The sequence below is a fragment of the Kordia aestuariivivens genome (assembly GCF_014397005.1).
Taxonomy (GTDB): domain Bacteria; phylum Bacteroidota; class Bacteroidia; order Flavobacteriales; family Flavobacteriaceae; genus Kordia; species Kordia aestuariivivens.
The window spans coordinates 125,532-152,445 of sequence record NZ_JACGWS010000003.1; the positions used below are offsets into that span (position 1 = coordinate 125,532).

24 protein-coding genes are annotated in these 26,914 nt (G+C 33.6%); 10 read left to right on the forward strand and 14 right to left on the reverse strand.

Features of this window, described 5'->3' with window-relative positions:
- Positions 1-31: 31 nt before the first annotated feature.
- Positions 32-2,179, reverse strand: coding sequence for a S46 family peptidase (locus H2O64_RS06070; protein ID WP_187561277.1), 2,148 nt, complete (start codon positions 2,177-2,179; stop codon positions 32-34).
- A 146-nt stretch (positions 2,180-2,325) separates the two neighbouring features.
- On the opposite strand from H2O64_RS06070, the gene H2O64_RS06075 reads away from it, so the two are divergent.
- Positions 2,326-3,414 carry a PA0069 family radical SAM protein gene (locus tag H2O64_RS06075; protein ID WP_215907129.1) on the forward strand — a complete coding sequence of 363 codons (1,089 nt, stop codon included), beginning with the start codon at positions 2,326-2,328 and terminating at the stop codon, positions 3,412-3,414.
- A gap of 128 nt (positions 3,415-3,542) precedes the next feature.
- On the forward strand, positions 3,543-3,974 hold the full coding sequence (locus tag H2O64_RS06080) for a hypothetical protein (protein ID WP_187561278.1): 432 nt from the start codon (positions 3,543-3,545) through the stop codon (positions 3,972-3,974).
- A gap of 141 nt (positions 3,975-4,115) precedes the next feature.
- Here H2O64_RS06080 and H2O64_RS06085 read toward each other — a convergent pair whose 3' ends face one another.
- The 7 genes from H2O64_RS06085 to H2O64_RS06115 all read right to left on the reverse strand — a co-directional run bounded on the left by H2O64_RS06085 (position 4,116) and on the right by H2O64_RS06115 (position 9,866).
- Positions 4,116-4,289: a hypothetical protein gene (locus H2O64_RS06085; protein ID WP_187561279.1), complete on the reverse strand. Its 174-nt coding sequence runs from the start codon at positions 4,287-4,289 to the stop codon at positions 4,116-4,118.
- Between the two features lie 309 nt (positions 4,290-4,598).
- Positions 4,599-5,252 carry an HD domain-containing protein gene (locus H2O64_RS06090; protein ID WP_187561280.1) on the reverse strand — a complete coding sequence of 218 codons (654 nt, stop codon included), beginning with the start codon at positions 5,250-5,252 and terminating at the stop codon, positions 4,599-4,601.
- Positions 5,253-5,534: 282 nt separating this feature from the next.
- Entirely contained in the window at positions 5,535-6,278 is a 744-nt protein-coding gene (locus H2O64_RS06095; RefSeq protein WP_317173818.1) for a lysophospholipid acyltransferase family protein, read from the reverse strand.
- Between the two features lie 87 nt (positions 6,279-6,365).
- The gene (locus H2O64_RS06100) at positions 6,366-6,776 is read right to left on the reverse strand and encodes a BrxA/BrxB family bacilliredoxin (protein ID WP_187561281.1); all 411 of its coding nucleotides are present in this window, start codon (positions 6,774-6,776) and stop codon (positions 6,366-6,368) included.
- Between the two features lie 215 nt (positions 6,777-6,991).
- Positions 6,992-7,423 (reverse strand): hypothetical protein, encoded by a 432-nt coding sequence (locus H2O64_RS06105; protein WP_187561282.1) that lies wholly within the window; start codon positions 7,421-7,423, stop codon positions 6,992-6,994.
- Between the two features lie 81 nt (positions 7,424-7,504).
- On the reverse strand, positions 7,505-8,173 hold the full coding sequence (locus H2O64_RS06110; protein ID WP_187561283.1) for a hypothetical protein: 669 nt from the start codon (positions 8,171-8,173) through the stop codon (positions 7,505-7,507).
- Positions 8,151-9,866, reverse strand: coding sequence for a hypothetical protein (locus tag H2O64_RS06115; protein ID WP_187561284.1), 1,716 nt, complete (start codon positions 9,864-9,866; stop codon positions 8,151-8,153). Before H2O64_RS06115 ends, H2O64_RS06110 begins: the two co-directional genes overlap by 23 nt.
- A 272-nt stretch (positions 9,867-10,138) precedes the next feature.
- Between H2O64_RS06115 and H2O64_RS06120 the strand changes: the two genes are divergently transcribed.
- The 4 genes from H2O64_RS06120 to H2O64_RS06135 all read left to right on the forward strand — a co-directional run bounded on the left by H2O64_RS06120 (position 10,139) and on the right by H2O64_RS06135 (position 13,836).
- Entirely contained in the window at positions 10,139-10,948 is an 810-nt protein-coding gene (locus tag H2O64_RS06120; protein WP_187561285.1) for a TerB family tellurite resistance protein, read from the forward strand.
- 61 nt (positions 10,949-11,009) lie between these two features.
- Positions 11,010-11,591: a HupE/UreJ family protein gene (locus H2O64_RS06125; RefSeq protein WP_187561286.1), complete on the forward strand. Its 582-nt coding sequence runs from the start codon at positions 11,010-11,012 to the stop codon at positions 11,589-11,591.
- Between the two features lie 199 nt (positions 11,592-11,790).
- Positions 11,791-12,225 (forward strand): deoxycytidylate deaminase, encoded by a 435-nt coding sequence (locus H2O64_RS06130; RefSeq protein ID WP_187561287.1) that lies wholly within the window; start codon positions 11,791-11,793, stop codon positions 12,223-12,225.
- A gap of 12 nt (positions 12,226-12,237) precedes the next feature.
- Complete coding sequence (locus H2O64_RS06135) at positions 12,238-13,836, forward strand: S41 family peptidase (RefSeq protein WP_187561288.1); 1,599 nt, start codon at positions 12,238-12,240, stop codon at positions 13,834-13,836.
- Between the two features lie 85 nt (positions 13,837-13,921).
- On the opposite strand, the gene H2O64_RS06140 is transcribed toward H2O64_RS06135, so the two are convergent.
- The 3 genes from H2O64_RS06140 to H2O64_RS06150 all read right to left on the reverse strand — a co-directional run bounded on the left by H2O64_RS06140 (position 13,922) and on the right by H2O64_RS06150 (position 15,401).
- Positions 13,922-14,524, reverse strand: a complete 603-nt coding sequence (locus H2O64_RS06140; protein WP_187561289.1) for an FAD-dependent oxidoreductase — start codon at positions 14,522-14,524, stop codon at positions 13,922-13,924.
- Complete coding sequence (locus tag H2O64_RS06145) at positions 14,524-14,727, reverse strand: hypothetical protein (protein WP_187561290.1); 204 nt, start codon at positions 14,725-14,727, stop codon at positions 14,524-14,526. The genes H2O64_RS06140 and H2O64_RS06145 overlap by 1 nt, the downstream gene beginning before the upstream one ends.
- Before the next feature lie 89 nt (positions 14,728-14,816).
- Positions 14,817-15,401 (reverse strand): MarC family protein, encoded by a 585-nt coding sequence (locus H2O64_RS06150; protein ID WP_187561291.1) that lies wholly within the window; start codon positions 15,399-15,401, stop codon positions 14,817-14,819.
- Between the two features lie 157 nt (positions 15,402-15,558).
- Between H2O64_RS06150 and H2O64_RS06155 the strand changes: the two genes are divergently transcribed.
- From H2O64_RS06155 to H2O64_RS06165, 3 genes are all read left to right on the forward strand, one after another.
- Positions 15,559-16,128 (forward strand): DUF3109 family protein, encoded by a 570-nt coding sequence (locus H2O64_RS06155; RefSeq protein ID WP_187561292.1) that lies wholly within the window; start codon positions 15,559-15,561, stop codon positions 16,126-16,128.
- Between the two features lie 274 nt (positions 16,129-16,402).
- Entirely contained in the window at positions 16,403-17,383 is a 981-nt protein-coding gene (locus H2O64_RS06160) for a ribonucleotide-diphosphate reductase subunit beta (RefSeq protein WP_187561293.1), read from the forward strand.
- A gap of 153 nt (positions 17,384-17,536) precedes the next feature.
- Positions 17,537-19,990, forward strand: a complete 2,454-nt coding sequence (locus H2O64_RS06165; RefSeq protein WP_187561294.1) for a ribonucleoside-diphosphate reductase subunit alpha — start codon at positions 17,537-17,539, stop codon at positions 19,988-19,990.
- A gap of 168 nt (positions 19,991-20,158) precedes the next feature.
- Here H2O64_RS06165 and H2O64_RS06170 read toward each other — a convergent pair whose 3' ends face one another.
- Entirely contained in the window at positions 20,159-20,872 is a 714-nt protein-coding gene (locus H2O64_RS06170) for a DUF6503 family protein (protein ID WP_187561295.1), read from the reverse strand.
- 175 nt (positions 20,873-21,047) lie between these two features.
- On the opposite strand from H2O64_RS06170, the gene H2O64_RS06175 reads away from it, so the two are divergent.
- A complete protein-coding gene (locus H2O64_RS06175) occupies positions 21,048-22,802 on the forward strand; it encodes a Na/Pi cotransporter family protein (RefSeq protein ID WP_187561296.1) in 1,755 nt (584 codons plus the stop codon).
- A gap of 104 nt (positions 22,803-22,906) precedes the next feature.
- On the opposite strand, the gene H2O64_RS06180 is transcribed toward H2O64_RS06175, so the two are convergent.
- Positions 22,907-25,552 carry an inorganic phosphate transporter gene (locus H2O64_RS06180; protein ID WP_235982789.1) on the reverse strand — a complete coding sequence of 882 codons (2,646 nt, stop codon included), beginning with the start codon at positions 25,550-25,552 and terminating at the stop codon, positions 22,907-22,909.
- 76 nt (positions 25,553-25,628) lie between these two features.
- Entirely contained in the window at positions 25,629-26,834 is a 1,206-nt protein-coding gene (locus H2O64_RS06185; protein ID WP_187561297.1) for a porin, read from the reverse strand.
- Positions 26,835-26,914 lie beyond the last annotated feature (80 nt).

The window sequence follows — 26,914 nt, forward strand, 5'->3', positions numbered from 1 at the left end:
ATGGCTTTTTCAATATACATAGTGTTTTAAATTACTTTTTAATAGTCAATTCTTTGATAATGTTATCTGCGCCAGATAGTTTGTCAACTAACCAAAATACATAACGAATATCAACGTTGATGGTACGTTGTAATTTATCGTCAAAAATAACATCTCCAGCCATTGCTTCAATGTTTCCATCAAAAGCCAAACCGATCAATTCTCCATTTCCATTTAATACTGGCGATCCAGAGTTTCCTCCTGTGATGTCATTGTTTGTTAAGAAATTTATAGGCATGTATCCGTTTTTATCAGCATACTGTCCAAAATCTTTCTTTTTGTATAAATCTAAAATACCTTGAGGCATATCAAATTCATCATCACCTGGTTGATATTTAGCAATCATACCTTTCATGGTTGTGTAGTTGTTGATTTTTGCATCGTTACGCGCATCTTTCGGTAATGCAACCACTTTCCCGTACGATAAACGGAGCGTAGAATTTGCATCAGGATATTTTACGGTGCTCAATTTAGAATCACGTAATCCTTGTACAAATTTTCTATAGGCTTTGTCATACGCTTCTTTTGCAGTCGCAATTGCTTCTGGTTGATCTCTGTATTTATCAATTAAATCAGATGATAATAAGTATAATGGATCATTCTCTAATAAGATTTTGTTTGGATACATTAAATAGGCTTCCAAACGCTCTTTAGACGTGAAAATACTTAGTTCAAACATCGCATCAATATAACTATCAAAGTCATTACTGATTTCTTCACTGATTTGTTTTACCAATGGTGGTAATTCATATCCAGATTTTTCAACATATAACTTTAACTGTGCAGCAAGTACATCTCTTTCCAATGGAATATGTGCATTTTTGAAGATATCATCAATCATTCCTTTTAATCTAGGAAGTAACTCTTCTCGTTTTGCTTTGTTTTGTTCTGTGTAATATTTTAAGTTATTTCCTAATCTCCATGGAGTTACAGCAAATTCACTAGATCTCAATATTCCAATTAAGTAATTATCGTGACGTGCTTTTTCATTCGTCAATGCGTAATAGGTATTAATATCTTCAATGACAGTACCATATTCCGCTTTGTTGCGTTTTTTATTTGCCCATTTACCGAACTTTTTCTCTAAATTGCCCTTTTTCTCGGCAGTTTCATGCTTTGTCAATGCATCAATCATACCTTGTCTATTTTTCCAATAGTTGGCAATTCCTGCGTAAGCAGAAGCATATTTAAGATTTACATCTTCGCTTTTATCCATGTGCGATTTCATAACATCCATACTTAGTTTAGAACCTTCAACCCAAGCTGGATAGGCATACTTTACATTTTGTTCAATTCCTGCTGCTGGCATCCAACGATTTGTACGTCCTGGATATCCTAAAATCATTGCAAAATCATTTTCTTTTACACCTGCTAAGTTTACAGATAAATGCTTTTTTGGATTCATAGGAACATTGTCTTTAGAATAGTCGGCTGCGTTTCCGTCTTTGTCCGTGTATACTCTAAATAAAGAGAAATCTCCTGTATGGCGCGGCCATTCCCAGTTATCAGTATCGCCACCAAATTTTCCAACACTTTCTGTTGGAGTTCCTACCAAACGAACATCTTTATAATCTTCATACACGAAATAGTAGAATTCGTTTCCTTGAAAAAATGAACGTACAGAAACAGTATATTTTCCACCTTCGTTATTTTCTTTTTCAATAACAGCAATTTCTTTATTGATAGCAGCTTGTCTTTCCTTTTCGGTCATGCTATCAGTTACTTTTGCTAAAATACGTTTGCTTACGTCATCCATTCGCACGAAAAAGCGAACATATAAACTTTCTGGCTTCAATTCTTCTTCAAAACTTTTTGCCCAGAATCCGTTTTTTAAGTGATTTTTTTCTTCCGTAGATAATTCTGCAATAGCATCATATCCACAGTGATGGTTTGTAAGTACTAATCCTTTATCAGAAATAATACTCGCGGTACAACCTCCGTTGAATTGTACTATGGCATCTTTTAAACTGTTGTTGTTAACGCTATAAATTTCTTCTGCGGTTAATTGTAACCCCATTTTTTGCATGTCTCTGTGGTTCAGTCTATCAATAAACATTAAAAACCACATGCCTTCATTGGCGTTGGAACTTGCAGGCACCATAAAGATGCATACAATCATAAATAGAAAAGCTTTTTTCATGAATTATATTTTTTGAATGCTAAAGGTATTAAAAATGATTCTTTTTTAGGTAGTGAATTTAGTATTGAAACAAGAATGTAGAAATTCCCGTAGTTGCACTCTAAAATGATTCAAATAGCAAACATTCATTGAAAGAGCGATTATTTTTGAAAAAAGAAATCGTGGAACCCACAAAAAAAACCAAAGGAAGAGGCGCGCAAAAAAATGTGCACAATCGTTTTTTACAAGATGTACACGAAACGCGTGCTGATTTTTTAGAATATTGCCACAAAGAAGGCGAAGAAGCGGACAAAAATAAAACGACGTATACCAACGTATTTCCAAAAACAATTGTCAACAAAGTGCAAAGTCCGGATGTTGGTATGACATATTCACTCAATCCATATCAAGGCTGTGAGCACGGTTGTATTTATTGTTACGCGCGCAATAGTCATGAATATTGGGGATTTAGCGCAGGATTAGATTTTGAACGGAAAATACTCGTCAAACGAAACGCTGCGGAATTGTTGGAAGAGAAACTCAAGAAGAAAAGTTGGCAAGCGTACACCATTGTGCTTTCTGGAAATACAGATTGTTATCAACCTGCGGAAAAAGAATTAGAAATTACGCGAAGTCTCTTAAAAGTCTTTTTAAAATATAAACATCCTGTTGCAATTATTACAAAAAATTCACTAATACTGCGTGATTTAGACATTTTAACAGCACTCGCAGAAGATAATTTAATCGGTGTGAATATTTCCATTACTTCTTTATCAGAAGAAACACGTCGTGTGTTAGAACCAAGAACAGCAACCATTAAAAAGCGACTGGAAACCGTGAAAATTCTATCTGAAAACGGAATTCCCGTGAATGTGATGTTGGCGCCAATTATTCCATCGATAAACAGTCATGAAATTCTGCCGTTGGCAAAAACTGTTTCCGAATTGGGTGCGAAATCTATTGCGTTTACCATTGTTCGATTGAATGGCGCTATTGGCGAAATTTTCTCTGATTGGATTCACAAAACCATGCCCGATAAAGCCGAAAAAGTATTGCATCAAATAGAAAGTTGTCACGGAGGAACGTTAAACGACAGTCGTTTCGGAAGCAGAATGCGCGGCGAAGGAAAAATAGCGGAACAAATTAGAAATTTAATCAAGCTAGCGCGACTGAAATATTTCAAAAATACACAAATGCCCAAACTTAATACCACACTTCATGAGCAGTACAAAAATGGGCAATATTCGCTGTTTTAACAACGCTTACGAAAAATATTTTACGCTTGTTAACTATCTGAGACGTTGCATTGATAAATAATTTACATTTAAAATTAGTGAATCAAAATTGATTCCTAAAAGACATGTATAATTATAAATTAACCACCATGAAAAAAGTATTTTTATGTTTCATTGCTTTCGCTTTTTTATCGTGTTCATCTGATGATGGAAATTCACCAATCATGAATGAAAATGCCATACATTTTAACCTTAATGGAGTAGATTATTCTTTAACAGACTATGAAGTGATGATGAGTCCCACAAATATTGAATACAGAATTGTAGAAGCGACTTTTGATAATGAAACCAAAACACTTTTCTTTTCCGTACTAGAAGAAGAAACCAATCAAATAGACGAATTTATTTTAATTGAAAACGATGTGTACTACAGTTCAGATCCTATATATGGTGATAGAGAAACTTCTATTACAACACATACCGATGCTAAAATGGAAGGAACTTTTAGAGTAACTTTAAAAGATACGAATGATCGACCACTATTTACATTTAAAAATGGAATGATTGATATTGAATATTAAGTTGAACTCTCTAAAAAATATTTTAAAAAAGTTACAAGGAAAAGAGTTTTAAAAATATAGAAGCGAAATGAAATCGATGATACAATAGAATTACCCAGTTATTTTATGGAAATTTGGATAATTCTATTGTGTAAAGAATAATTATTTTTTACAAGTATAGGTATGGCATCCAGCACTATAACCACAGTCCAAAGATGGTCCAGCTGTACTTGGAGCAGCGTTTATTGGCTGTTGATTGTTATTATTTGCAATAAGACCACCTTTCACTGATGATAAGTTAGAAATTAATACGCTGTTTAATCTTAATGAGTTCATTGTTTTGCTTTTCATAATGTTGTTCTTTAAATTAATAGTTTAAGTTTTTGCTTTCTATAACTAGGGTACATTATGAAATTTCATTACCCACTTTTTTTATTTTTTTAAAAAAGATACTTTTTTCTGAATTTTAGAAGTGTATTTGAAACTAAGAAAAATAAAGTTGATGGCGTGATAAGTAATTGTAAATCAATTAATTTTGTCTAACAAGTCTAACAAGTCTAACAAGTCTAACAAGTCTAACAAGTCTAACAAGTCTAACAAGTCTAACAAGTCTAACAAGTCTAACAAGTCTAACAAGTCTAACAATTAACCAATTCCATTCCATTCACGGTAAAACTGATCAAGAAATTGCTCCATATATTCATGACGTTGTGTTGCAATTTTTTTTCCTGTTTTGGTGTTCATTTTATCTTTTAAGAGTAACAATTTTTCGTAGAAATGATTAATTGTCGGTGCCGTAGATTTTTTATATTCGGCTTTTGTCATGTGGAGGTTTACCGCTACTGCGGGATCGTATAATTTTCTATTTTTAAATCCGCCATAATTGAAACAACGGGCAATTCCGATGGCGCCAATTGCGTCCAAACGATCTGCATCTTGAATCACATCTAATTCTGGCGAAGTAAATTGTTGATCAAAATTTCCACCTTTAAATGATATGTTTGAAATGATATTTGTTACGTGAAGAATCACATCGTTACTAACGTCTAAACTTTCAAGAAATTCACGCGCTACTTTTGGTCCAACAGTTTCGTCGCCATTGTGAAATTTAGCGTCAGCGATATCATGCAATAATGCGCCTAAACTTATAATAAATTCATCTACGGATTCTTCTTTCGCAATCAAAAGTGCATTTTTATATACACGTTCAATGTGAAACCAATCGTGTCCGCCTTCAGCATCTTTTAAGGTTTTTTGAACAAAAGAAATGGTTTGCGAAATGATTTTTTCTTGATGCATAAATACATAAATTTTTTCTTGCTTAATATTTAAAAACATTCATAGTTATATTTCACATTATGAAGTTTTAATTTTCATTTTCTTTGCTCGCACAAAGAAAACAGAAACAAAAGAAAGTGCACTTTTTCCAGAGGTGTTTTTAGCTGAAAAAGCTAAAACCGCATCCATTTTTCTAAATTTTTTCCAAGGCTTCAAAAATTCTTAACGAAAAATGTCTACTACACTGCGGAAAAAGAATTCGTTATGTGAAACCCTTTTTTGCTTTAAAATAAAGATGTATAATTAATCAATTACAATATGTTCTGTAATTACTTTTTCGATATGTTCAAGTAATTCATCACGTTTGTTTTTTGGATAATCACTGAGTTGAATTGGCTCGTGCGCTTCTACTGTAATGTGCGAACCCAAACCATACGGAAACTTTCCGTATTTGGTCGTTTTCCACGAATTGTTAATCGTTACAGGCACAATTTGCGCGTTTGGAATATATTTAAACAATACATTCAATCCTTTTATTTTAAAAGGTCTTGGCACACCATTTTTACTCCGCGTTCCTTCAGGGAAAATAACAGCTGCGTGTGTATTTTCGTGAATTCGTTTGGCAAAATTGATAATTTCTGTAATCGCTTGTTTTGGATCATTTCTATCAATTAAAGCGGCACCACCATGACGTAAATTAAAGGAAATGCTCGGAATTCCTTTGCCTAATTCTTTTTTACTGATGAATTTTGGATAGTGCTTTTTAAACAGCCAAATCAACGGCGAAATGTCGTTCATACTTTGATGATTTGACACAATAATTAACGGCTGATCCGGATTTAATTGATGCGGATTCTTAAGCGTATAATGCGTTCCTAAAAGATTGTGGCAACGCATCAACGTGAATTGTAACCAATTTACGCTTCGGTTGTGCCATTTTTGACCTCCTAACTTTAAGCAAATCCATTGAATTCCGTGAAAAATCATTAATGATAATCCGAAAAATAACAGATAAATGGTAGATAATATATACGATAAAAACTTCACTACGTTGGTACTTTATGATGTGACAAAAATAAAAAACAAAACCACGTAATTACGTGGTTTTATAGTATTTTTTTCGGTAAGAATGTATTAGCAATTCTCGTTGTACGCGTCTTTTAAATTTTCAGCGATCATTTCAGCTGGTCTACCTTCAATATGGTGACGCTCTAACATGTGTACTAACTGTCCATCTTTAAACAATGCCATACTTGGCGAAGATGGAGGAAAAGGAATCATGTGATTTCTTGCTTTATCCGTAGCTTCTCTGTCAACTCCTGCAAAAACTGTCACTAAGTGATCAGGTTTTTTTGTATTGTCTAAAGACATTCTTGCTCCAGGTCTTGCATTGGCTGCAGCACAACCGCAAACAGAATTTACAACAACAAGTGTTGTTCCTTCTTTTGCTAAAGCGTTATCAACAGCTTCTGCAGTGTGTAATTCTTCAAAACCAACGGCAGTTAAATCTGCTCTCATAGGTTTTACCAATTCTGGTGGATACATAATCTTTTAAATTAATTCATTAATAATGGGGCAAAGATACGGATTATATTTTTTGGAAAGCGCGCAGATAAATACAGTTTTTTGTTAAAGAAAGACTAAAAAGGAAACCTTTGTCGTATTTGAAAGTTCAATAGGATTTTCTGTTCTGTCTAGTTTTTTTGCCTTAGCAAAACTTTATGTTTAAAGAAACTTATAATACGGGCTAGATGCTGAGATTAAAATTTAGTAGGGATTATCAGCCCAATACACTTTGTGTTTAATATAGATGTCAAGATTCCACTTCTTCTAAGATATATATCTTTAAAAGTGTCTTTTTTAGAAAATATAGCTCGTTTTATATATTCTTGATAAAGAAATGAATGACTAACAAAGTTAATTTCTTCAAATTCTTTTGATGAAACGTTTTTATTATCATCAATTTTGACAAATCTTTCCTGACAAAAGAAAAAAGTTTTGCTATCTAATTTTTGCATTTTACCTTGATAACCGACTGTTGATGTATCGGCTTTTTTATTTGTCTTTGGTTTAACACAACTAATTGGTTTTCCATCTTCAAGGAAGATATAAATCACATCTTTTTCTTGTTCTGAACAACTATTGAGAGCTAGGAAAAAAGTCAAAAGAAATAAAATTTTTAATTTGTACATATTTGATTGGGGTTATTTGTACTTATACTATTTTCAATTGATTGCTTTTGTGTGGCTGTTAATTCAGTCCAAGCATCTGTTTCACTTTTGCCCAGTCAACTCGATTTTTAAATCTAAGAACATAACTTGCGATTCTGTATAAATAATATCCCAAACGGCGTTATTTTTTTTAACAAAATAGATGCTTTGTACTACCGTGCTTTTATATGACTGTTCAAATGTGAAAAGAACAGCTTTGTTTTTATCGAGATTGTAAATAGGCGCAGAGACTCTAATTTTCTTACCCTTTTCAGAACCTTCCTTTTTCAATAAAATATTATTTAAAGTTTTTGGTAGCGTCCAATTAATAGTTCTCTCATCTTTATAATTAAAAGAATCTTTTAAAAAACCTTCTGTTTTTTTATCAACTCCTTTGCCCCAAGCGATATAATTGTTTTGTGTTATTTCTAGGTCTTTATACACAGTTTTGCCTTTTCTTTGGGTTAATGTATCGTTTGGAGAAATGCTATCCTGATATTCAATTGTAAATGTTCTATTCTTTTTTTTTCTCAAATTAAAAAAATCTAAGGTAGTGTTACTCTTTCCTATTGGATCCAAGAAAACCGCCTTATTGGATTGGTTTTGTTTTTCTTGCAGAACTATTTCCAATATTTTTATATCATCATTTTGTGTGTCTTTTTGACATGATATTGTTATGAGTAATATCAATACCAAAAAACTTACTATTTTAACAGTCATTACCTTTTGCATCTGAAGTGTTGTTTTGTTCATTTTGGGCTTTGAGGATATAATCATTTTGTAAATTTATATCTGGCGTTATTATGTTCATCGCAGGTGTTCCGAAAAATGTCCCTTTAGTTATATCTTTACAATATTGGTGTGTTACGTTTTCCATTCGGTTATCTTTCGCATATTGGAAAAGAGCATATGACATAGTTCCAATAAGATCGACCATACTTACATGCATAGAATCTTCCAACGCTGTTTCAGTTACCACATTTCTATTTGAGATGTAGGCATCAAATTTAGCTTTAAGATCTGTAAATTGTGGATACTTCTGAAGTAACTCTCCTTCAAAATAAAGATAAATTAATAAAGCATGTACCATTTCGTGTATCGTTGTTGCTGCAAGAGATAATTTAGTTGGATTATTCGATAGATAATCATTAGCAAAGTTAACTACTATTGGATATGATCCATTATTGATAGCTCCTTGAGGTGGCATTGATGTTCCTGCATTAGCAATACTATTAAGATCATCATTATTTTTAAAAGCAAGAATATAATTAGTTTGTTGTCCAAGAGTATTTCTAATAGTATTAATAATTCTTGCGTTAAGATTAATGATGATTTCATCTCTCACTACTCCTAGTAAACAATTATTTGTTATTTCATCGACTGCAAAATGATCTAATGATGTATCAATAAATGGATTTTCAATTATTCCTTCGATTTCGTCAAAAATATCTGCTTGTGCTTGAGGATTACAAGAATATTCTTTAAGCATATTATTTATGACTTCTACTATATCTTTAGGCTGTGTTTGTAACCATGAAATCATAGCTGATGATAATTCGATATTTTCAACAAAAGAAGGCATATTCATACACATTTCAATTTCCTCTAGTGCAGAAAGTATCGGTACAGTCCCAATCGGTTCATCATCGCTTGAATCATTGGGTGTTGTATCATTACCACCGCCTGTTGGACTCGTTGTTCCAGTTCCTGACGTACCGCCGCCAGAACATCCCCAAACATTAACGGTGTTCCAACCGCAGGTTCTTGTTGGCATGGTGCAATGCGCAAGATTTGCACAAGGACAAATTTCTCCCCAATCATGACGAGCACCACCTGTGCAGGGTGTTTCAGTACAACTATATTGTTCAACTGTTTCGAGAATTACGGGTACGCTATCTAAACATGGACGCGGACTACCGACAATGTTTTCAGGTTGAAGTAACGTATTTCCTGTAATTGCTTCCATGATAGCGTTCGATCGGTCAAGCGCTGTACCTTGATCAGTTACAATACGTGGATATTTAATAAGGAATTGATAGTGTGCGCCGTCATCAAAATCGAGCAGCAAATAATTAATCAGATAGGTTTCATAGTCTGCATGATCAAAAATAGACGTTGTATATTGCGTATAGGTATTACGTTCAATAATTTGCACCATGCTAAGATCAAGCGTAAAGCTTGGCGTGCTTGTTTCATCTTCTGTATTCCTAAGTGAACTTGTGTAACGCGATGTTTCAGATAGTTGTTGATACACCGTTGGATTGATCTCTCGTAAGTGATCGCCATTTTCCATTTTAATAATGAATTTTGGAACTTCGGCTTCTTTTTGGTCATTTTGATGCAAAGTATCATCATGCTGACAGCTTATAACACTTAAGAAAAGTGCTAAAACAGTAAAAGGAAATAATTTAAAAATACGTTTCATTTATACTTTTTTGCATTTAAAAAAACAAATTAAAAGTATAGGTATGTAGGGATTGGCTTTGTAATTCTTTCGTAAATTTAATAATTTTCTTACGAAAAAAGTAATTTATAGTATATTTTCTATAATTCCATTTGTAGTAAGACGCTCTTATCTTATGAAATCAATAGATTTTTCTAAGTAAATTCACTAAACACGTCCTAATTTTCGCCTTCACTCAATATTTTGATATTTTTTTCTTTGGAAAATGTATCTTTGGTAAAAAACAAGGATATATGAGTGGATTTGCAAGCTGGATTGGAGGCGCGTTAGGTTGGACACTTGGAGGACCTATTGGAGCCGCTATTGGATTTGCCATCGGAACTGCTGTTGATAAAGCAACTTCCAAAGGATTATTATTAGAGCCGCCAAAACGTGGTTCAAGGCAACGCCGTAAGCGTACTGATCCTGTTTATGAAAAAAGAAGGCGAAGAATTTCAACTACACAAAAAAAAGCGCAGACGAAATCAGGAGATTTTGAAGTAAGTTTATTGGTGCTTTCTGCTATTGTAATGAAAGCCGATGGCGAAGTTACAACGTCAGAAAAGAATTATGTGCGTGACTATTTTGTGAAAATGTATGGGAAAGAACGTGCCAATCATGCGTTTCAACTGTTTAATGGAATTTTGAAAAAAGAAGACCTTTCTACGCGTCAAATATGTCAGCAAATACAGTTGTACATGGATCATTCATCGCGTTTGCAATTATTACACTATCTATTTGGTGTGACAAAAGCCGACGGACATGTGAGTGAAGAAGAAGTAGAATTAATCGAAACAATTGCAGGATATCTTTATATTAACGATCGTGATTACCAATCGATCAAAGCAATGTTTTACAATCCTGTCGATAGCGCGTATAAGATTTTAGAAATTGACAAATCGGTTACCAATGACGAAGTGAAAAAGGCATATCGCAAAATGGCGAAAAAGTACCATCCTGATAAAGTACAGCATTTGGGAGAAGAACATGTCAAAGGAGCCAACGAAAAATTCCGACAAGTACAAAAAGCCTATGAACAACTGCAAAAAGAACGCCGTTTTTAAAATCAAAAAATATAATGTAAGTTTGATATATAAACCCCAAACCTAAAACCTCCAACAACCGATGAACGAATTTTTGACATTCTTTAAATTAGGACTCAATCATGTCTTAGACTTAAGTGATTACGACCACATGCTGTTTTTACTCGTATTAACGGTCGCATATACATTTAAAGACTGGAAACGTGTATTTTGGCTCGTAACGGTATTTACGATCGGGCATACGATTTCTTTAATATTAGCAACCTATGGCGCAGTTTCATTCAGTGAAAATGCTATTAGACTATTAATATATATAACCATTGTCATTACTGCTTTATACAACATATTTACGGCAGGAAAAACGAGTAACAAAACGAAAATAGTATTGCTGTTAGTAGCTGCATTATTTTTTGGGTTGATTCATGGGTTGGGATTTGCAAGTCATTTCAAGTTTATCACATCAGGTTTTGAAAGTAAACTATTGCCAATGTTAGAATTTGCTTTAGGTGTAGAAGCTGCACAAATCATCATTGTATTGGTAGTGTTGGTGGTTTCGTTTATCTTTCAGACGATTTTTAGATTCAATAAAAGAGATTGGATTATGGTCATTTCGGCAATCGTTTTAGGAATCGCCATTCATATTATTGATATGAATTATATATAAATAGATTCAAAATACAGAAAAGAAAAATTTGAAAATCAAGCAATTCGTTTTTTAAACAAAACAAGTACAGGATAATTTTGGTAAAAAATTAACAGCAAAGCTGTTGTGAATCCATCAGAAACCTAATATCTTCGTTACAGAAGACAAAAAGCAACTATACAAGTTGCTTTTTTTAGCTATAAAAAGATTAAATTTGGTTATGCCAAAACAAAAACAAGCAAAATATGATCATGCCTATCTACGCATGGCAACAGAATGGGGAAAACTCTCTTATTGCGAACGTAGACAAGTCGGCGCGATTATTGTAAAAGATAGAATGATCATTTCAGATGGTTACAACGGAACACCATCAGGATTTGAAAATTTCTGTGAAGATGAAGAAGGATACACCAAATGGTATGTGCTTCATGCTGAGGCAAATGCCATCTTAAAAGTGGCAGCTTCTACACAATCATGTGTGGGCGCAACGTTGTACATTACCATGTCACCATGTAAAGAATGTAGCAAGCTCATTCATCAATCAGGAATTACAAGAGTTGTGTATGTAGAAGCATACAAAGACGATTCCGGAATACAATTTTTACAAAAAGCAGGCGTTGAAGTAGAACACATTGCAATACTTCAAACCTCATAAAACAATAACATTTTGAATAAAACAACACAATATTTACTTCCCGTGATCATTGCCGCAGCAGTTGCCGCTGGAGTATTTATTGGTGGAAAATTAAACTTCAGTGCAACGCCCGAAACGTTGTTTTCTTCAAACACAAGTAAAGACAAACTCAACCGATTGATTGACTATATCGATTACGAATATGTAGATGATGTTGATGTTGATAGTATTGTCGATGTTACGGTGACAAATATTCTTGAAAACTTAGATCCGCATTCTGTGTACATTCCTTCGGAAGAAGAAAAAAGAGTTGCCGAAAATATGCAAGGTGATTTTGTAGGTGTCGGCATTCGTTTTGATATGGTAAATGATACATTGACAGTTGTACGAACGCTCGAAGGCGGACCAAGTGTAGCTGCTGGAATTAAAGCAGGCGATCGAATTTTAATGGCAAATAAAGATACGTTGTACGGCAAAAGATTGCGAAATACAGATATTATTTCCAAACTCAAAGGTACAGAAGATACGTCTGTAGATCTTAGAATATACCGCAAGCAAACGAATGAAGAATTCAATATCAACCTTAGAAGAGCAAAAGTTCCAATCAAAAGTGTGGTAGCATTTTATATGTTGACAGATGATTTGGGATATATAAAAATCAACCGTTTTGCAGAAACTACCTTTGATGAATTTGCAACTGCTTTAAAAAGTTTGCAACAACAAGGAGCAAAAAACTTAACGCTTGATTTACGAAACAATCCAGGTGGAGTTTTAGATGTCACACGTCAAATTGCAGATGAATTTTTAGAAGATGGAAAACTGATTCTATTCACAAAAAATAAAAAAGGAGAAATTGATAAATATTATGCAACAGATGATGGCGAATTTGAAAACGGCGAAATTTATGTGCTAATCAATGAAAAATCAGCTTCTGCCAGTGAAATTATTGCGGGCGCATTGCAAGACAATGATAAAGGTGTCATTGTCGGAAGACGTTCGTTTGGAAAAGGATTAGTGCAACGTCCAATGCCGCTTGGCGATGGTTCAGTTGTGCGATTGACAATTTCAAGATACTACACACCAACAGGGCGCTCAATTCAACGATCGTACAAAAAAGGAAACGACGATTATTTTGAAGAATACTACAAACGATTCCGATCAGGGGAATTAAAATCTATGGATAGTATCAAAGTGGCAGATTCGTTAAAGTTTACCACGCCAAAAGGTAAAACTGTCTATGGCGGTGGCGGAATTATTCCGGATGTATTTGTACCATTATCTCGGACACCAGAAGAACTATCTCTCGAAAGAGGATTGCGCTCAAAAATGATAGGGTATATGGATGATTTCGTATTTGAAAAATTGGACAAAGACAGAGCAATTTATAGCAATATGTCATTTGAAGAATTCATGAATAATTTCAGCGTAAGCGATGATTTATTAAAAGAATACTCAGACTATTTCAGCGATAAGCGCGGACAACGAATCTATATAGAAAAGTACGCCGCACAAATGAAAAGACACATCAAAGCGGTTTATATTGAGCAATTATTTGATATAAATGGCTATCAACAACAGTTGAATAAAGATGATGAGATGCTTGAGAAAGTACTTGAGCTTCACGGTAAGTAAAAGATCGCTTCGCTGTCAGACCTTAGACCGCTAGCGCTGTTAGATAATAGATTTTTAAAAGCTTAAATTCTTTAAATCACTCAATTCATATTTTATCATGAACCTTCGTATGATTTCCATCATTCCAAAGCGTTAAAATATCGGTGGCAACTTGTGCGCCACTTCCGGCGGCAATAGAAAATTGACTTCTCCAGCCTGCAATAGTTCCACACACATACAAACCTTCTTTTACAACATGATCGTCATTTTTAAGATACAATCGATCCTTTTTTACAGCAGCTCTTGGATGCGGCGCTACAAATTCTTCCAAGCCATCAATAGTTAATGGTTTTGAATAATTGAGCGCAATGACAACCAATTTACTGTAATAGGTTTCTTTATTCGTGATGATTTCAAAATTGCCAACTTCACCTTTTATTTCACATACTTTTTCATTGGCTATTTGTTCCACATGCGGATACACTTCTTGCAAATGTGCTTTTCCTTCTTCCAAAATAGTAGCACCCGCTTTTCCTTTAGGTAAACCTAATACATTATTGAACAATGCATTTTGTAAATGTGAAGTTTTTTGATGAAGAATAACGCCTATTTTTTTATCAGCAGCAAATGGTTTTTCCTTTGCAGAACCCAACACAAGCGCGCACTGCATTCCCGAAACGCCACCACCAATTACCAGCACATCAAACATTAGTCTCTATTATTAACTTTATCTTCAATCTTCTTTGAAATCATAAAGATCAATAAAATCAATACCGCACACATTGCAGCTACAATACTAATGAGCGCAACCAAACTATCGCCTTGTAATAAGTTTGCAAAATCTAGTTTTGTGGCATTGTAAATAGAAAGTAGTGTGGCAATCGTAATTAATATGTATGTGAATATTTTCATAAGATTTTTTAGTTTAAATAAAATTTGCTGTTGCGCATACAAATTCTGGCGAATCAATACGCGCAACAAGCATTTTCCGTATTGCAAAATTACGCAAATATATTTTGAACACCCGTAGTAAATATTTTTACAGCGATGGCTAATAAAATAACACCAAATACTTTTCTCAAAATACGGATTCCATTTTGTCCTAACAAACGTTCAATTTTTCCAGAAGCCTTTAATACGATATATAATATAATCATATTGACTAAAATAGCAATGACAATATTTTCCACTCTAAATTCTGCGCGAAGCGATAAAATAGAAGTCAAACTTCCTGGACCAGCAATCAACGGAAAGGCAATTGGAAATACAGAAGCATCACTCATGGCATTTTCGTCATCTTCTTTAAACAATGTAATTCCTAAAATCATTTCCAAAGCCAAGAAAAATAATACAAATGAACCTGCAATGGCAAACTGACTTACCGTGATTCCAATTAAGTTCAATAAACTTTGTCCAACAAATAAAAAGGCAGTTAAAATAACTCCTGCAATAATTGTGGCTTTCCCAGATTGAATATGTCCAGTTTTACGTCGTAAATCTATAATAATAGGGATGTTTCCTACGATATCTATTACGGCAAATAATAACATACTCGCCGTTAAAATGTGTTTGAAATTCAACTCCATTTTTTATGTTTTAAATTTTGCGGCAAAAGTACATTATTCGGCTAATTATCAAAGAGAAAAGATGTATTTTTTATATTAAATTAATGTCAATTAAATATGTTCAAAAAAAGTGAACATTAGACTTAATTTCAGATAGAGAAAAAAGTATATTTGCACTATGTTTCAATTAGGAAAAGCAATCGTTTCAGAAGAGATTATCGAAAAAGATTTCGTGTGTAATTTGAGTGCCTGTAAAGGTGCCTGTTGTGTAAAAGGAGATGCCGGAGCACCTTTAGAAAAAGGCGAAATCAAAATATTAGGAGCTATTTACGATACCGTAAAACCATTTCTTCGTAAAGAAGGAATTGAAGCCATTGAACAACAAGGAACCTATATTGTAACTGAAAATGGCGAGTTGGAAACACCTTTAGTCAACGGAGCCGAATGTGCGTATGTTACTTTTGACGACAAACAAACTGCATTGTGCGGTATTGAAGAAGCGTATAATAAAGGTTTGGTTGATTGGAAAAAGCCAATTTCGTGTCACTTATATCCAGTTCGTGTGGAAGATTACAGTGAATTTGCAGCTGTAAACTATCATCGATGGCCAATTTGTGATGATGCTTGCACATTAGGGAAAGAATTACAAGTACCTGTCTATAAATTTGTCAAAGAAGCCCTTGTTCGAAAATTTGGTGAAGATTGGTATATGGAATTAGAAAAAACAGCAAAAAAATTAGGTCGCTAAATTTCAAAATTTTCGTTTTCTCATTTTTTTTTGAAACCTCATGGTTTATAGCACCTGAGCGATAATTAAAACTTATAACATACTGATTTTCAGTATAAAATGCCAATTCGTGAAAGTGTTAAAAAGTAAGAAAAAACTGTACTGTTGTTAAAAACTTGCTAACTTTGTGAATAAGTTAGACTTTCTTTTTCGCGTACAATTTTCAATCTTTGTGATTCCCAAATCAAACAATAGTCTTTATACCAAATTTTACATTAAAAAACTCTATAATTTTATGTCATCAGCAATTGAACCCATCTTACAAGAAAACAAAGACAGATTTGTGATTTTTCCAATCAAACATGCCGATATTTGGGAATGGTATAAAAAATCTGAAGCTAGTTTTTGGACAGCCGAAGAAATTGATCTTCACCAAGACCTTACGGATTGGACCACAAAATTGAATGATGACGAGCGTTATTTTATAAAACACATCTTAGCATTTTTTGCAGCATCTGATGGAATTGTAAATGAAAACTTAGCAGAAAACTTCGTAAATGAAGTACAATATTCAGAAGCTAAATTTTTCTACGGATTCCAAATCATGATGGAGAATATACATTCTGAAACCTATTCATTACTTATTGACACGTATGTGAAAGATGAAAAGGAAAAAAATATGTTGTTCCAAGCAATTGATAATTTCCCTGCCATCAAAAAGAAAGCAGATTGGGCTTTACAATGGATTGATTCGCCAAGTTTTGCAGAACGTTTAATTGCGTTTGCAGCGGTAGAAGGTATTTTCTTTTCAGGAGCTTTCTGTTCTATCTATTGGTTGAAGAAAAGAGGAATTATGCCAGGATTAACATTTTCAAACGAGTTAATTTCTCGTGATGAAGGTGTGCATTGTGATTTTGCTGTGCATTTGCACAATCATCACTTAGTAAACAAAGTTCCCAAAGAGCGTATCCGCAGTATTATTGTAGATGCATTAGATATTGAGCGTGAATTTATCACAGAATCATTGCCAGCAAGTCTTATTGGAATGAACGCTAAATTAATGACACAATACTTGGAGTTTGTTACCGACAGACTTTTACAAGAATTGGGTTGTGAAAAAGAGTATAATGTGTCAAATCCATTCGATTTTATGGATATGATCTCCCTTCAAGGTAAAACGAACTTCTTCGAAAAAAGAGTATCTGAATATCAAAAAGCAGGTGTTTTGAATAATGAAGAAGGATCAGACCAAATTAGCTTTGACGCTGATTTCTAGCTAAAAAAAACCCAAGTTTTGATTGCTTGCAGTCAAAATTTTTAAAAACATAATAAAATACCTAAACTGCTAATTTTTTCGCCGAAAAATTAGTGAAACAACTAACCCCTTTTCTGAACGAGAGTCAGGAAAAATAAAAAAGTAGACGCGCATATGTTTGTAGTAAAAAGAGACGGAAGAAAAGAGCCTATGATGTTTGACAAGATCACTTCACGAGTGAGAAAGTTATGCTATGGCTTAAACGATTTGGTAGATCCTGTAAAAGTAGCAGTACGTGTTATTGAAGGATTATACGATGGAGTTACCACTTCAGAATTAGATAACTTGGCAGCAGAAATTGCCGCCACGATGACTACTACACATCCCGATTATGCTCGATTGGCTGCGCGTATTTCTGTATCTAACTTACACAAAAATACCAAAAAGTCGTTTTCAGAAGCGATGGTGGATTTATATGAATATGTAAATCCAAGAAATGGAAAAAAAGCACCTCTTTTATCAGATGAGGTATATAAGGTAATTATGGACAATGCAGATCGTTTAGATTCTACCATTATCTATAACCGTGATTTTGGGTACGATTACTTCGGATTTAAAACCTTGGAGCGTTCATACTTATTAAAATTAAATGGAAAAATAGCAGAACGTCCACAACACATGTTGATGCGCGTTTCTATCGGAATCCATTTAGATGATTTGGATGCTGCCATTGAAACGTACGAGTTAATGTCTAAAAAATACTTTACACATGCAACGCCAACGTTATTCAACTCAGGAACTCCAAAACCGCAAATGTCATCATGTTTCTTATTAGCAATGAAAGATGATAGTATTGACGGAATCTACGATACTTTAAAACAAACGGCGAAAATCTCTCAATCTGCAGGCGGAATAGGTTTGTCTATTCACAATGTTCGTGCTACAGGTTCATATATTGCAGGAACTAACGGAACAAGTAATGGAATTGTACCAATGTTACAGGTATATAATGACACTGCGCGTTATGTAGATCAAGGTGGAGGAAAACGTAAAGGTTCGTTTGCAATATACATAGAACCATGGCATGCAGATATTTTCGATTTCTTAGATTTAAAGAAAAATCATGGGAAAGAAGAAATGCGTGCACGTGATTTATTTTACGCAATGTGGATTCCAGATTTATTCATGAAAAGAGTTGAGGAAGATGGTTCTTGGACGTTAATGTGTCCAAATGAATGTCCAAACTTGTTCAACGTACACAGTGAAGAGTTTGAAGAATTATACTTAAAGTATGAATCAGCAGGAAAAGGAAGAAAAACAATCAGGGCGCGTGAATTGTGGGAGAAAATCCTAGAATCTCAAATTGAAACAGGAACGCCGTATATGCTGTATAAAGATGCAGCAAACCGCAAATCGAATCAAAAGAATTTAGGAACAATTCGTTCTTCAAACTTATGTACAGAAATCATGGAGTATACTTCTCCTGATGAAGTAGCAGTTTGTAACTTGGCTTCGATTGCATTGCCAATGTATATAAAAGGAAAAGAATTTGATCACGAAGAATTATTCAAAGTTACCAAACGTGTAACCAAGAATTTAAACAAAGTGATTGATAGAAACTACTATCCTGTAAAAGAAGCGGAAAATTCAAATTTCCGTCACCGTCCAATTGGATTAGGTGTACAAGGATTGGCAGATACATTCATTAGATTAAGAATGCCATTTACATCGGATGAAGCAAAGAAACTGAACCAAGAAATCTTTGAAACATTGTATTTCGCAGCAGTAACAGCTTCTATGGAATTGGCAATTGAAGAAGGTCCATACCAAACATACAAAGGTTCGCCAATATCAAAAGGAGAATTCCAACATAACTTATGGGGAATTAAAGATGAAGAATTAAGCGGACGTTGGGATTGGGGACAACTGCGTAAAGAAGTGCTAAAAAATGGTGTGCGTAACTCGTTATTAGTAGCGCCAATGCCAACAGCTTCTACCTCTCAGATTCTTGGAAACAACGAATGTTTTGAACCATATACATCAAACATTTATACACGTAGAGTACTTTCAGGAGAATTCATTGTGGTGAACAAGCATTTACTAGAAGATTTAGTAAACTTAGGCTTATGGACAGAAGATTTAAAGCAGCAGTTAATGCGTGCAAACGGATCTGTTCAACATATTGAAAATATTCCACAGGACATTAAAGAATTGTACAAAACAGTTTGGGAATTGAGCATGAAAGATATCATTGACATGTCTCGTCACAGAGGATATTTCATTGATCAATCACAATCATTGAACTTGTTTATGGAAGGCGCAACGATGGCGAAATTAACGTCTATGCACTTCTATGCATGGAAATCTGGATTGAAAACAGGAATGTATTACTTACGTACAAAATCGGCAGTAGATGCCATTAAGTTTACGGTAAGTAAAGCAGCAAAAAAAGAACCTGTAGCGGTTGAAGCTGCAACAACAGTAGCAGCAGAAGTTGTAGGAGCAAAGCCAGCACCAATTGCAGAAACACCAGTTGCTGTGGAGCCTTTAACGGCAGAAGAAATGAAGGAAATGATTGCACGAGCAAAAGAAGGTCAAGATGACGATTGCTTAATGTGTGGTTCTTAATTTAGATACTATAATTAATAAAGAAAAAGGGAACGTTTGTAATAAACGTTCCCTTTTTTAGATTTTTGGACTTCTTAGATTGTTTGATGTGTTTGAAGTGACGTTTCGTAAAATTTCTAACTGTCCAAAAAGTCTAACCATCAAAGCAAGTCTAAAAGCGTCAGCGATCTAGTTTCCTAGAATATCCGTTCCTAAATATCCATCATCTTTGTTGTAATACCAAGCGCGTTTTTTCGGCATTTTAATATCATTAATGACAGCTTCTTCTGTTAATAGAATGTATTCTCCATCATTTTTAGATTCATCTTTAAAAAATTGATACACTTCCATCGCGTAGGTTTTTGGATCAAAATAAAAGTACCACGTATCTTTTCCAACGGTTTCTGCGTAGGTTACTTTTAGCACTAAATATTCCTTTCCTTTAAAGGTTTTCTTTGTGACTTTCGGATCAATCATGGTGCCTTCATCTTTCAATTTCATTGGCAAACCGTACAAATACGTATAGTAGTTTTTGTATAAATTGGCACGCTCGCAATTGAGATTATTCTTGTTAGCAGTTTCCTCAGAAATATTTGTTTTACCATTAAAAGCAATTACACAACTATCTTTTTCAACCGTGTATTCAGTCGTTTTCGCATCGCGTGTAGCTTTTACATAAAAATATTCTTGTGGTAAATTTATTTTGATGGTACTCAAACGCGGTTCATTTTTAGGAGTTTCCATCGTAACGTTTAAAGTTCCGTTGAACGTTTCCCAATTTGCATTAGGATCATGATATTGAATCGCTTTTTCTAGTAATTGTTGCCCAGTAAGTTCTTGACTTATGACACAATTAGTATATGTAAAAATGAATAGTATCGCTATTAGTAGTCGTTTTTTCATAGTGTTTATTGTAAAATTAAAAGCCTAAGATAAAAATTATATAGATAGCCATTTAATTTATGTGTATTAATGCCTTTTAAATAGTATAGATTAATAGTCTCAGTAAGAAGGCATTTGTTTTTAAATTTTCAAATAACTACTTTAATTGAATTATTTATGGTTAGCAAATTAATATATGGAATACGGGTTTTATGATATTCTGCAACTAATAGGCGCTTTAGGATTATTCCTTTTCGGAATGAAAGTGATGAGTGATGCGCTATTAAAATTGGCTGGAAACAAAATGCGCTCTATTCTAGCTAAAATGACTTCCAATAGGTTTTTAGGCATCTTTACAGGTTTTTTAATCACTTCTATTATTCAATCGTCTTCAGCAACTACTCTTATGGTGGTTAGCTTCTCTAATGCTGGATTATTAACACTTGTAGAATCTATTAGTGTTATTATGGGAGCAAATATAGGAACCACAATAACAGCTTGGCTTATTACTATATTAGGATTTAAAGTAAGTATGAGTGCCATTGCGTTACCACTTATAGGGTTTGGTTTTGCATTTACTTTTTTGAAGAAAGAACAATATCATAATTGGGGAAATTTCATTATTGGATTTGCATTATTGTTTATAGGTCTTCAGTTTTTAAAAGAGGCTATGCCAGATTTAAAAAACAATCCAGAGATGCTAAGTTTCTTATCACAGTATACAGATCTTGGTTATTTATCTATTTTATTATTTCTTTTTATAGGAACCGTTTTAACAGTAGTGATACAGTCCTCTAGTGCTACTATGGCTTTAACTTTAATCATGACTGCGCAAGGATGGATTCCATTTGAGTTAGCAGCAGCAATGGTTTTAGGGGAAAATGTAGGAACCACTATTACGGCTAATTTAGCAGCAATAATTGCTAATTATCAAGCAAAACGTACTGCTAGAGCACATTTGGTTTTTAATTTAATAGGTGTTCTTTGGGTGCTTATTCTATTTTATCCTTTCTTACGATTTATTAGTTGGTTTACTACGTATTTAGGATCAGATTCGCCATATGCAAATGCTGCAGCCATTCCTGTAGCAATTTCACTATTTCATACTATGTTTAATATTTTTAACACTTTTTTATTGGTTTGGTTTATCCATCCAATTGCAAAATTAGTGGAGCGCTATATCCCTGTTAAATTATTACCAGAAAAAGAAATTGATGAGCCTAAATTCTTAAACAAAGTGGAGTTAAAGTATCCTGAAACTGCAATAGCAACGTTGGTAAAAGAATCAAAATATTTATATAAGAATGCCATTTTTGAGATTGTATCTCATGCGCTAAACATTCATCGGGAGGATATTAAATCTGATTTAAAATTGAAGAAAGTAATAAAGAAATCTAATATTCTTTTTGAAACTGATATAAGAGAATTATATGCAACTAAAGTGAAACACATTTATGGTGAGATTATTAGTTATGCTACAAAAGCACAAAGTGCCTTAGATTTAAATGAAGATCAAAACAATCAAATTACTGAAATAAAAATAGCAAACAGGAAAATGGTTGAGATCATAAGAGACGTTAAAGAATTAAGTAGAAATATAACATTATATTTAAATTCTGATAATAAATATATTCAAAAAGAGTATGATAAATTAAGAAAGAAGGTAGCCAAAGTTTTGCGAGTTATTCATCTATTTAGAACAGAGAAGGATAATTTAAAATATCATCAAACACTATTAAAGCTAGGTGAAGAGGCCAAGGAGAGTTTCCATAAAGGAAACTTGGATATGGATAAACTTATTCGAGAAGATTTAATTACAGTAGATATGGCCTCTTCTTTAGTTAATGATAGCGATAATGTGAATGATATGATAAAAAAATTTATTGAAATCGCTGAATTACTTTATGGGAAAAAAGATCCGCTTTTTAATAACGGTAATGACCCTTCCTAAAAAAACCGTTACAGTTTTTATAAGATAGTGGCTAATCAAATCTCAGATAAGACAAAAAAACACAGCTAAAGGCTGTGTTTTTTTAATACTTATGTTATTTACTGCTATTCTTCTTTGCTTGAAGCTTCGTCCGCATCAGGTTTTGATTCCTTTGTTGGCTTTGCTTCAGGTGTATCCGAGATTGGTTTTTCAACTTCTGTTGTTTTTACCTCTTTCGTTTTTGCTTCAGGTGTATCTGAGACAGGTTTTTCAACTTCCGTTGTTTTTACCTCTTTCGTTTTCTCTTTTAATACTTCTTGAGTTGTAGTATCTTCTTCAACAGCAATTGTTGCAGGTTTTACAGTCGCATCATGCGCATTATGATATTCTTCTAAAAGATTCATAGTTGCATTTAGTAAATCTTTCGTCTCTAATAATAAACTAAAGTATAATGTTGTATTCTTAGGACTTGATTCTTCAGTTCGTGTTCGAGCTACTTGTACTTGAATCTTCTGAGAAACTAAATCGAAAACTTGTTTTTTATTATTTAAGATATCGCCAATTTGCTCAAATGATCTTGAGTCGAACGCAATTTTTGTCTTGTTAAATAAATCTTCTAATGCTTCATCAACCTGCTTTAATTCTTTAATCTGGTTGAATTTTAATTTCTTGTGATTGTTATTGACATGCTTATGACTTACTTTAGAAATATACTCTAACGATTGTGTCATGTCTTGTAAATACCCTAAAATGTTGATATAGAAATCACTTGCACCTAAACTTGATTCGTCAAGGTTTTTGATGAAGTAAAAGATATTATCTCGCAATTCATCAATTTCAGTAGAAAGCTTTACGATATTCTTTTTATTCTTCTTCAGCATTGCTAAATCTTGCTTCGCCAATCCGTTGATGGCATTTGTGTAAATTCTATTCCCACGTTTTACAACATTGGCAATATTGTCAGCACTTTCATGTATAACACCTTGTACGGAGCTACTTTCTGCTTTGTTTAAATGATCTTCTGCTTTAGATTCTTTAGATTTTTTGTTATAAACAATAGTACTTCTTACGAGTAATCCAATAGCGACAACAAGTAGTATAGGAAACATTACTTTTAAATTCAAGTTTAATAAGTAGGCTACTAACCCAGCAGCAGTAAATGCGCTTAGTGCGGTAAAGAACCAACCACCAATTACATTTAATACACCGGCAACTCTATACACAGCACTTTCTGCGCCCCAAGCTCTATCGGCTAAAGATGTACCCATGGCAACCATAAAGGTTACATAGGTTGTAGATAACGGAAGTCCTAAAGATGTAGCGAAAGAAATTAAAACGGCAGCAACCATTAAGTTTACGGCGGCTCTTACCATATCAAAAGCTGGCATTTCATACGTTTTATCCTTCGTTAATGTAATTACAGGTGTTTCAAATTGCTTCTCTATTTTTGCTTGCCATGATTCTGGTAAGATATAAGAAGTCATTTTAGACATTGCTAGCGCCATTCTAACAAATCCTCTAGATAAAAAGTTTGGTTGAAAACGCTCCTTAGTTTCTCCTTGACTCGATAAATCTAAAGATGTTTTTACTACGTTTTTAGCTTTTGTTGAAAACCATAATGTAACTACCATAATTAATCCGGCAGCGACTAAAAGAAATGTAGGAGTGGTTACTTTTTTACCCAAACTATCCATTGGAAAATTATCGGCTGATAATCCAAGTGTATTCACTGTAGGGTCAATAAAGTCTAAATATGCTTGGTAAGCACCTGTTGATGGTCCTATAAAATTCACTAAATCGTTTCCTGCAAAAGCTAGTGCTAGTGCAAACGTACCTACTACGATAATAAGCTTATAAATGTTGGTTTTGAAGAAATTCGTTAGGACATAAGATAATAATGACCAAAAAACTAAACTCAATCCAACAATAGGAAGTACATATATTTCAAGAAAACCTCGTAACGTTATGGAAGCAGATCCTGCATTAGTATCAACTTTTATAAAATTCTTATTTTCTTTTGCTAATTCTTTTACAGTTTCATAAGAAGCGCCAAAGTATTCATTTCCCCAAGCTAATAATCCGTCTGCAGAACCAGTATATAAAACATCTACAATAGATTTTGCATAGTTAGTTCCTTTGATTCCTTTCATGAAAATGAAATAGGTAATAGCTGTCAAAGCAATTCCGCCAAACAATGCGCCAACCCATTTTGCTTTTTGCTCAAAGTTATACGATAAGATAAGTCTGGAAACCCATTGTACAACGGCACCTACGGTAAAGGCGACAAAGACCGAGAGGATAATTCCAAATATGATCCATGTTGCTGTTTCTGTATTAATATATTTTGTTAGGCTTGAAAAAGATTCGCCATCTGTAGCACCAATTTTTATCAATGCCATAGCTACTGAAGCTCCTAATAATTCAAATACAATAGAAACTGTTGTTGATGTGGGCAATCCTATAGAATTAAAGAAATCGAGCAGTAGGATGTCTGTAATCATTACTGCCATGAAGATAATCATGATCTCTTCAAACATAAATTCGCCAGGATTGAAAATTCCTTTCCGAGCTACTTCCATTAATCCGCTTGAAAAAACGGCACCAATAGTAACTCCAATACTTGCTACAATCATAAGTGTTCTAAAAGAAATCGCTTTAGAACCTATTGCAGAATTTAAAAAATTTACCGCATCATTACTTACACCGACTACTAAATCGGCAACAGCCAAAATAGCAAGGGCAATGATCATATAAAAGTAAATGTTCTCCATAATATGTGTTTAAAAATAATATGCAAATATCAATAGTGTCCTCAAGGTGAATGTTACCTAAAGGTTATATCTTCTTTTAGAAATGAATATCAAATTGTAATCGATACATTAATTGATTGTTGCTACTTTCTTTTGATAAGTAACTAACATCCGTTTGAATTTTTAATTTGTGACCCACAATAAACTTAGAAACACCTAAAGTATATTGCTGTTCTAGCCCTTTTCCTGTGATGTTTTTATCAAGATCGATATGGGTATAACGTCCTGTAACCTCATAATTGTTTTTAAATAAATACCCAGCTTGAAGATTGAATCCGCTTCCTATTTGAACAACATCTCCAGTTTCGGTTCCATCAGAATTTTTAGCAATAGGATCTTTTGCATCTCTATCTGCATATTCCCCCATAAATGAAAATCCTTTGTACTTTATCATGGCATCCACAAAAAATGTGTTGATGTTTGTTTCATAAAAACCAATATCTGTTTCCATATAAGAACCAAGGTTGCTTCTGTTTTTAACGGCATTATTGTTAAAATCGTAAGTAACTCCAATGGCTGCTTTAAAATCTTCTTCTCTTTTCAAATCACTTCCTACATAATCACCTTTTCCTTGAAAATTACCAAAAGGAAGCATCTCTATTCTTCCAGTATATTGGTGTCCACCAAGATTTCCGGTAGTTACGTTTCTTCCTTCTCCTTGCGAAATTGATAGCATTTCTCTAACAATAAAGTTTTTAGAAAGCTTAAAATGGTGTCTCAATTGAATTCCCATATCTCGATCTATATTAAATCGACTATTTACTAACGAACGATCAACCAATGATAAATCTCCAGAAGAAATAACACGTTCTCTGTTTCCAGGTAACTTAGTTTGCCCTAACCATAAGGTGAAGTTTTTGTGAAAATTCCATTTTAAAACTGCATCCAAAATATAGCGTGGTGCATTGTTCGTAAATTGTGAAGCTCCTCCAATATCTCTATTAGACAAACCTAACTCAACTTTATATTGAAGTTTAGGAGAAAAGGCGAATCCTTTGAGTTTTAAACGCGCTCTTCGAATTAAAAAATTTGCTTCTGGATTTATGAGGTTTCCGTCTTCACTTTCCCATTGAGAAATTCCTAGAAATTGCATTCTAGCAGAAACATTCATGCTCCAAGTGCTATCTTTTCCTTTAATGTTTAAAATACCTTTTCCAAATTTAGGTGCTTCTATTTCTTGAGCTTGTGCAATACAAAAGGAAAATAAAAGAATTGAGCTTAATAGTAATTTTATGTTATTCATTTTTTCATTTTAAAAAAAATCACTTCTCAGTTATGAAAAAAACTAGAAAAAGTGATTAAAACTAAATAATTAAATAGTTA

What these genes read in the sequence shown, in the direction of transcription:
- H2O64_RS06165 (WP_187561294.1), top strand. Translation starts at nt 17,537, where the DNA reads ATGTTTGTAGTAAAAAGAGACGGAAGAAAAGAGCCTATGATGTTTGAC.
- H2O64_RS06080 (WP_187561278.1), top strand. Translation starts at nt 3,543, where the DNA reads ATGAAAAAAGTATTTTTATGTTTCATTGCTTTCGCTTTTTTATCGTGT.
- H2O64_RS06120 (WP_187561285.1), top strand. Translation starts at nt 10,139, where the DNA reads ATGAGTGGATTTGCAAGCTGGATTGGAGGCGCGTTAGGTTGGACACTT.
- H2O64_RS06110 (WP_187561283.1), bottom strand. Translation starts at nt 8,173, where the DNA reads ATGCAAAAGGTAATGACTGTTAAAATAGTAAGTTTTTTGGTATTGATA.
- H2O64_RS06125 (WP_187561286.1), top strand. Translation starts at nt 11,010, where the DNA reads ATGAACGAATTTTTGACATTCTTTAAATTAGGACTCAATCATGTCTTA.
- H2O64_RS06130 (WP_187561287.1), top strand. Translation starts at nt 11,791, where the DNA reads ATGCCAAAACAAAAACAAGCAAAATATGATCATGCCTATCTACGCATG.
- H2O64_RS06150 (WP_187561291.1), bottom strand. Translation starts at nt 15,401, where the DNA reads ATGGAGTTGAATTTCAAACACATTTTAACGGCGAGTATGTTATTATTT.
- H2O64_RS06085 (WP_187561279.1), bottom strand. Translation starts at nt 4,289, where the DNA reads ATGAACTCATTAAGATTAAACAGCGTATTAATTTCTAACTTATCATCA.
- H2O64_RS06105 (WP_187561282.1), bottom strand. Translation starts at nt 7,423, where the DNA reads ATGTACAAATTAAAAATTTTATTTCTTTTGACTTTTTTCCTAGCTCTC.
- H2O64_RS06155 (WP_187561292.1), top strand. Translation starts at nt 15,559, where the DNA reads ATGTTTCAATTAGGAAAAGCAATCGTTTCAGAAGAGATTATCGAAAAA.
- H2O64_RS06070 (WP_187561277.1), bottom strand. Translation starts at nt 2,179, where the DNA reads ATGAAAAAAGCTTTTCTATTTATGATTGTATGCATCTTTATGGTGCCT.
- H2O64_RS06170 (WP_187561295.1), bottom strand. Translation starts at nt 20,872, where the DNA reads ATGAAAAAACGACTACTAATAGCGATACTATTCATTTTTACATATACT.
- H2O64_RS06140 (WP_187561289.1), bottom strand. Translation starts at nt 14,524, where the DNA reads ATGTTTGATGTGCTGGTAATTGGTGGTGGCGTTTCGGGAATGCAGTGC.
- H2O64_RS06145 (WP_187561290.1), bottom strand. Translation starts at nt 14,727, where the DNA reads ATGAAAATATTCACATACATATTAATTACGATTGCCACACTACTTTCT.
- H2O64_RS06115 (WP_187561284.1), bottom strand. Translation starts at nt 9,866, where the DNA reads ATGAAACGTATTTTTAAATTATTTCCTTTTACTGTTTTAGCACTTTTC.
- H2O64_RS06090 (WP_187561280.1), bottom strand. Translation starts at nt 5,252, where the DNA reads ATGCATCAAGAAAAAATCATTTCGCAAACCATTTCTTTTGTTCAAAAA.
- H2O64_RS06175 (WP_187561296.1), top strand. Translation starts at nt 21,048, where the DNA reads ATGGAATACGGGTTTTATGATATTCTGCAACTAATAGGCGCTTTAGGA.
- H2O64_RS06180 (WP_235982789.1), bottom strand. Translation starts at nt 25,552, where the DNA reads ATGGAGAACATTTACTTTTATATGATCATTGCCCTTGCTATTTTGGCT.
- H2O64_RS06160 (WP_187561293.1), top strand. Translation starts at nt 16,403, where the DNA reads ATGTCATCAGCAATTGAACCCATCTTACAAGAAAACAAAGACAGATTT.
- H2O64_RS06100 (WP_187561281.1), bottom strand. Translation starts at nt 6,776, where the DNA reads ATGTATCCACCAGAATTGGTAAAACCTATGAGAGCAGATTTAACTGCC.
- H2O64_RS06185 (WP_187561297.1), bottom strand. Translation starts at nt 26,834, where the DNA reads ATGAATAACATAAAATTACTATTAAGCTCAATTCTTTTATTTTCCTTT.